The organism is Streptomyces sp. SID5910 (genome assembly GCF_009862125.1).
Taxonomy (GTDB): domain Bacteria; phylum Actinomycetota; class Actinomycetes; order Streptomycetales; family Streptomycetaceae; genus Streptomyces.
Genome location: NZ_WWHX01000996.1, coordinates 1 through 6325, shown reverse-complemented (window position 1 = coordinate 6325; position 6325 = coordinate 1). Strand labels below are relative to the sequence as shown.

The following is a 6325-nucleotide window of genomic DNA, read 5'->3' as shown; positions in this document are numbered from 1 at the left end:
TGATCCCGGCTGCCGCTCCACGCCCGTCCGGGCCCCGGAAGCGTGCGCGGATGCAGCCGCCGGGTGCGTGAGGCCAGCCGCTGGCCGCTCCGCAGCGCGCCCGGGTGCGTGAACGCCCACTGCGCCGCCCGCATCGCCGCCCGCTCGGCGGCATGCCCCTTGGCGGGCTTGAGCACCACCCGGTTCCCGTGCCGGACGGCCGGCCCGCCCTGCACCACCCGCTCCCGCAGATGCACCAGCACTTCGGGGATGTCGATGGCGACGGGGCAGACCTCGTAGCAGGCGCCGCAGAGGGAGGACGCGTAGGGGAGTGAGGCGTCGATGTCGCTTTCGGTGCCGCGTAGTTGGGGGCTGAGGATGGCGCCGATGGGGCCGGGGTAGACGGAGCCGTAGGCGTGGCCGCCGGCTCGCTCGTAGACGGGGCAGACGTTGAGGCAGGCGGAGCAGCGGATGCAGCGCAGGGCTTGGCGGCCGACGTCGTCGGCGAGGGTGTCGGTGCGGCCGTTGTCGAGCAGGACGAGGTGGAAGGTGCGGGGGCCGTCGTCGTCGGTGGTGCCGGTCCACATCGAGGTGTAGGGGTTCATGCGTTCGGCGGTGGAGGAGCGGGGGAGGGTCTGGAGGAAGACCTCCAGGTCCCGCCAGGTGGGGACGATCTTCTCGATGCCGACGACGGAGATCAGGGTCTCGGGCAGGGTCAGGCACATCCGTCCGTTGCCCTCGGATTCGACGACGACGAGGGTGCCGGTCTCGGCGACCATGAAGTTGGCGCCGGAGATGGCGACCTTGGCCCGTAGGAACTTCTCGCGCAGGTGGAGGCGCGCGGCTTCGGCGAGTTCGGCGGGTGTGTCGGTGAGCCCTTCGGGGGCGGGGCGGCCCCATTCGCTCATCTCGGTGCGGAAGATGTCGCGGATCTCGCCCCGGTTGCGGTGGATGGCGGGGACGAGGATGTGCGAGGGCCGGTCCTTGCCCAACTGCACGATCAGTTCGGCGAGATCGGTCTCGTAGGCGCGGATGCCGCGGGCTTCCAAAGCTTCGTTGAGGCCGATCTCCTGGGTGGCCATCGACTTGACCTTGACGACCTCCGACTCGCCGGTCTCCTCGACCAGGCGGGCGACGATCGCGTTGGCCTCGTCCGCGTCGGCGGCCCAGTGCACGATGCCGCCGGCCGCGGTGACCGCCTCCTCCACCTGGAGCAGGTACCGGTCGAGGTGGCGCAGGGTGTGGTCCTTGATCTGCTTGCCGGCCTCACGCAGCGCCGCCCAGTCGTCCAGCTCGGCGACCGCCCGCGCCCGCTTGTCCCGGATCGTGTGCGTGGCGTGCCGCAGATTCCCGCGCAGGGTCGTGTCCCGCACCGCCTCGCGCGCCGCCTCGGGAAAGGCCGGCATCCCCACGAACGTCCCGCTCATACGGTCACCGCCTCCTCCGTGCTCGCCAGGATCTCCGCGATGTGCACCGGCCGCATGCCCGTCCGCAGCCGCGCCATGGTCCCGCCGATGTGCATCAGACAGGAGTTGTCCGCCGCGCACAGCACCTCCGCGCCCGTCGACTCGGCGTGGCGCACCTTGTCCGCGCCCATCGCCGCGGACACGTCGGCGTTCTTCACGGCGAACGTGCCGCCGAAACCGCAGCACTCCTCCGCGCCCGGCAGCTCCACCAGCTCCAGCCCCTTCACGGCCCGCAACAGCCTCAGCGGCCGGTCCCCGAGGCCGAGCGCGCGCAGCCCGTGACAGGTCGGGTGGTACGTCACCGTGTGCGGGTAGTACGCCCCCACGTCCGTCACCCCCAGCACGTCCACCAGGAACTCCGTCAGCTCGTACGTCCTCGGCACCACCGGCGCCACGGCCGCGGCGAGCGTGTCCCCGCGGCCCTCGGCCCGGGCCCGCTCACCCATGCGCGGATACAGCTCCCGCACCATCGCGCCGCACGACCCCGACGGCGTCACGATCGCCTCGTACTCCGCGAACACCTCGGAGAAGCGCCGCGCCAGCGGCTCCGCCTCGTGCCGGTACCCCGTGTTGTAGTGGGCCTGCCCGCAGCAGGTCTGGCCCGCCGGGAAGTCGACCTCGACGCCCAGCCGGGTCAGCAGCTCCACCACGGCACGGCCGGTGTCCGGATACAGCGTGTCGTTGACGCAGGTCAGGAACAGGGCGACACGCATCGCGGCTCCTCGGGGCGATCCCGGTGATCATCGGACGAGAGGCAGGGTAGCCGCCGGGCCCCGCCCCGCGGCGCGGGTAATGTGAAGGTCTTTCCCGCCGCCCCTCCCCAGACCGACCCTGGAGGTCCCCGCCCGATGGCCCATTCGGTGGGTATCAAGGACGTCGCCCGAGCTGCCGGAGTCTCCGTGGGCACGGTCTCCAACGTCATCAACCGCCCGGACACCGTCGCCGTCGAGACCCGCGCCCGGGTGCTGGCCGCGATCGACCGGCTCGGCTATGTCCGCAGCGAGTCCGCGCGCCAGCTGCGGGCCGGGCGCAGCCGGATCATGGGGCTGCTCGTCCTCGACATGGGCAACCCGTTCTTCGTGGACGTGGCGCGCGGCGCCGAGCGGGCCGCGCGGGCGGCGGGGCTCGGCGTGATGGTCTGCAACAGCGCCCAGAGCGCGGGCGAGGAGGCCGAGTACCTGTCGCTCTTCGCCGAGCAGCGGGTGCGGGGCGTGCTGCTGACCCCGGCCGACGCCACCGGCCGCAACATCGAGGGCTTCCGGCGCCACAACATCCCCTTCGTGCTGGTCGACCGGGTCGCCGAGGGCACCACCGAGTGCTCGGTGTCCGTGGACGACGTCGCGGGCGGCGCGCTGGCGGTGCGCCACCTCGTGGACGCCGGGCACCGCTCCGTCGCCTACGTGAGCGGTCCGCCCGAGCTGCATCAGGTCCGTGACCGGCGTACCGGTGCCCTGAACGCGCTCGCCGAGGCGGGCCTCGGCCCCGACGCCCTGCGCGAACTGCCCACCGAACGCCTCGACGTCGCCGCGGGACGCGACGCCGGTGCCCGGCTGCTCGGCCTCGCCGACCGACCCACCGCCGTCTTCTGCGCCAACGACCTCCTCGCCCTCGGCGTCCTCCAGGCCATGTACGCCGCCGGGGTCGGCGTCCCCGACGACCTCGCCATCGTCGGCTACGACGACATCGAGTTCGCCGCCGCCGCGGCCGTCCCCCTCACCTCCGTACGCCAGCCCGCCGTCACCATGGGCGCCCTGGCCGCCGAGCTGCTGCTGGAGGAGACGGAACTCGTCGGCACCGACCGGACCCACGACCACCGGCGCGTCGTGCTCCAGCCCGAACTGGTGGTGCGCCGCTCCAGCCTGGCCGCCCGCTGACCGGCCGTTCAGCACGATGTCCCGGTCCCGGGGGCCGGCGGCCGGAGGACCTGTGCTGAACTGGGACACGGCCGAAAGATCCGGCCGTACGACCCAGCCGTCCCGGGAGCCCCGTTGAGCGCCAGTTACCGCCAGCCCGGCGTCGTCCTCACCGACCGCCGATTCACCGTGCCCCTCGATCACGCCGACCCCTCGGGGGAGACGATCGAGCTGTACGCCCGCGAGGCCGTCGCGAGCGACCGGGCGCACCGGGACGACCTGCCGTGGCTGGTGTACCTCCAGGGCGGCCCCGGCTTCGGGGCGAACCGTTTCATCGGCCGGCCCGCCTGGTTCGGCCGCGCCCTCAAGGAGTACCGGGTCCTCCTCCTCGACCAGCGCGGCACCGGCGCCTCCACACCCGCCACCCGCCAGACGCTGCCGCTGCGCGGCGGCCCCGCCGAGCAGGCCGATCACCTCACCCACTTCCGTGCCGACGCCATCGTCCGCGACTGCGAGGCCATCCGCCCCCAGGTCACCGGCGGCGCCCCCTGGACCGTCCTCGGCCAGAGCTTCGGCGGCTTCTGCACCGTCGCCTACCTCTCGCTCGCCCCCGAGGGCCTGCACACCGCCCTGATCACCGGCGGCCTGCCCTCCCTGGACGCCCACGCCGACGACGTGTACCGCGCCGCCTACCCCCGTATCGAGCGCAAGGTCGTCGCGCACTACGCCCGCTACCCGCAGGACATCGAGCGGGCCCGCCGCATCGCCGACCACCTCCTCACCCACGACGTGGTCCTGCCGAACGGCTACCGCCTCACCGTCGAGGCCTTCCAGTCCCTCGGCATCCTCCTCGGCGGCAGCGAGGGCAGCCACCGCCTGCACTTCCTGCTGGAGGACGCCTTCGTGCGCACCCCGCGCGGCACGGAGCTGTCCGACGCCTTCCAGGAAGAGGTCCAGGGCCTGCTGTCGTACGCCGGCCACCCGCTGTACGCCCTCGTCCACGAGGCGATCTACGGGCAGGACGGGCGCCCCACGAACTGGTCCGCCGAGCGGGTCCGCGCCGAGTTCCCGCGCTTCGACGCCGCCAAGGCCCTCGCGGGCGACGAACCGCTGCTGTTCACCGGCGAGTCGGTCCACCCCTGGATGTTCGACTGCGACCCGGCGCTGCGCCCGCTGCGCGAGACCGCCGACCTGCTCGCCGCCCGCACCGACTGGACGCCCCTGTACGACCCGGCCCGCCTCGCCGCCAACGAGGTGCCGGCCGCCGCGGCCGTCTACCACGACGACATGTACGTCGACACCGCCCACGCGCTCGACACCGCCCGGCGCGTCCGCGGCCTGCGCACGTGGGTCACCGACGAGTTCGAGCACGACGGCGTAAGGGCCGGCGGCCCCCGCGTCCTGGACCGGCTGCTGGCACTGGCCCGCGACGAGGCATGACCTACGGCCCGCACCACACCCCCGTGGCGGCGTCCGAGCACCCGGTGTGATGCCGGTGCCGCGGGCTAGGGTGCGGGCATGACGGAGCCGACGATCACGCAACTGGAGCCCATGCCCGGCGACTGGCGGCGCGCCCTCGCCGTCGTCGCCCACCCGGACGACCTGGAGTACGGCTGCTCGGCCGCGATCGCCGCCTGGACCGACGAGGGCCGCGAGGTCGCCTACGTCCTCGCGACCCGCGGCGAGGCCGGCATCGACACCCTGGCGCCCGGCGAGTGCGCCGCCCTGCGGGAGCGGGAGCAGCGGGCGAGCGCGGCCGTCGTCGGGGTGAGCGAGGTGGACTTCCTGGACCACCGGGACGGCGTCGTCGAGTACGGCGTCGCCCTGCGCCGGGACATCGCCGCCGCGATCCGCCGGCACCGGCCCGAACTGGTCGTCACGCTCAACCACCGGGACACCTGGGGCGGCGTCGCCTGGAACACCCCGGACCACGTCGCGGTCGGCCGGGCCACCCTCGACGCGGCGGGCGACGCCGGCAACCGGTGGATCTTCCCGGAGCTGACCGAGCAGGGCCTCGAACCGTGGGACGGGGTCCGCTGGGTCGCCGTCGCGGGCTCCGCCACGCCCACGCACGCCGTGGACGCGCGGGCCGGTCTGGAGCGCGCGGTCCGCTCGCTGCTCGAACACCGCACCTACATCGAGGTGCTGACCGACGAGGAGCCCGAGGCGTACGTCCGCGGGTTCCTCACCCGGACCGCGGAACAGACGGGCCGCCGGTTCGGGAACCGGCCCGCGGTCGCCTTCGAGCTGTTCGCCCGGTGACGGGCATGGCCGACGACACCGAGCTGGCCGAGCGCTTCGAGGAGCACCGGGGACAGCTCAAGGCGGTCGCCTACCGCATGCTCGGCTCACTCGCCGAGGCGGAGGACGCCGTCCAGGAGGCCTGGCTGCGCCTCGGCCGCACCGACGCGGGCACCATCGACAACCTCGGCGGCTGGCTCACCACCGTGACCGGCCGGATCTGCCTCGACCTGCTCCGCTCGCGCACCGCGCGCCGTGAGCAGCCGATGGACGAGACCTTCGTCCCCGACCTGGTGATCGGGCCCCTGTCGGCGGACGACCCGGAGCAGGAGGCGCTGCACAACGACTCGGTGGGCGTGGCCCTCCTCGTGGTCCTGGAGCGGCTCGAACCCGACGAACGGCTCGCGTTCGTCCTGCACGACATGTTCGCCGTGCCCTTCGACGACCTCGCCCCCGTCGTGGAGCGCAGCACGGCCGCCACCCGGCAGCTGGCCTCCCGTGCCCGCCGCCGCGTCCGGGACGCCGGACCGCCCGCCGAACCCGACCTCGGCCGGCAGCGGGAGGCGCTGGACGCCTTCCAGGCCGCGGCGCGCGGCGGCGACTTCGAGGCACTGGTCGCCGTCCTGCACCCGCAGGTGACCCTGCGGGCCGACGCGGGCACCCTGGTGCGCGGCATCGCCGGTTCGAAGGCGCTCCGGGGCGCGGAGTCGGTGGCGGAGTCGGCGCTCATGTTCGCCCAGTACAACGCCGAGGCGCGGATCGTCCGGGTCAACGACTCGCTCGGCA

General features: G+C 73.7%; 6 protein-coding genes. 4 read left to right on the top strand and 2 right to left on the bottom strand.

Translation table 11 applies throughout. The features are described 5' to 3' along the window. Both GTW67_RS35300 and GTW67_RS35295 read right to left on the bottom strand, forming a co-directional pair. The coding region (locus tag GTW67_RS35300; protein WP_161168793.1) for a lactate utilization protein B at window positions 1-1406 on the bottom strand (1406 nt) is incomplete at its 3' end. Then, window positions 1403-2158: a (Fe-S)-binding protein gene (locus GTW67_RS35295; protein WP_161168792.1), complete on the bottom strand. Its 756-nt coding sequence runs from the start codon at window positions 2156-2158 to the stop codon at window positions 1403-1405. The genes GTW67_RS35295 and GTW67_RS35300, both read right to left, overlap by 4 nt. Window positions 2159-2293: 135 nt before the next feature. Here GTW67_RS35295 and GTW67_RS35290 point away from each other — a divergent pair, with 135 nt between their 5' ends. The 4 genes from GTW67_RS35290 to GTW67_RS35275 all read left to right on the top strand — a co-directional run. Beyond that, window positions 2294-3319, top strand: a complete 1026-nt coding sequence (locus tag GTW67_RS35290; protein WP_161168791.1) for a LacI family DNA-binding transcriptional regulator — start codon at window positions 2294-2296, stop codon at window positions 3317-3319. A gap of 114 nt (window positions 3320-3433) precedes the next feature. Continuing rightward, window positions 3434-4738, top strand: a complete 1305-nt coding sequence (locus GTW67_RS35285; RefSeq protein WP_161168790.1) for an alpha/beta fold hydrolase — start codon at window positions 3434-3436, stop codon at window positions 4736-4738. 78 nt (window positions 4739-4816) lie between these two features. Next, window positions 4817-5560: a PIG-L deacetylase family protein gene (locus GTW67_RS35280; RefSeq protein ID WP_161168789.1), complete on the top strand. Its 744-nt coding sequence runs from the start codon at window positions 4817-4819 to the stop codon at window positions 5558-5560. A gap of 5 nt (window positions 5561-5565) precedes the next feature. Next, window positions 5566-6325, top strand: a 760-nt coding sequence (locus GTW67_RS35275; RefSeq protein ID WP_161168788.1) for a sigma-70 family RNA polymerase sigma factor, incomplete at its 3' end; no start/stop codon positions are given.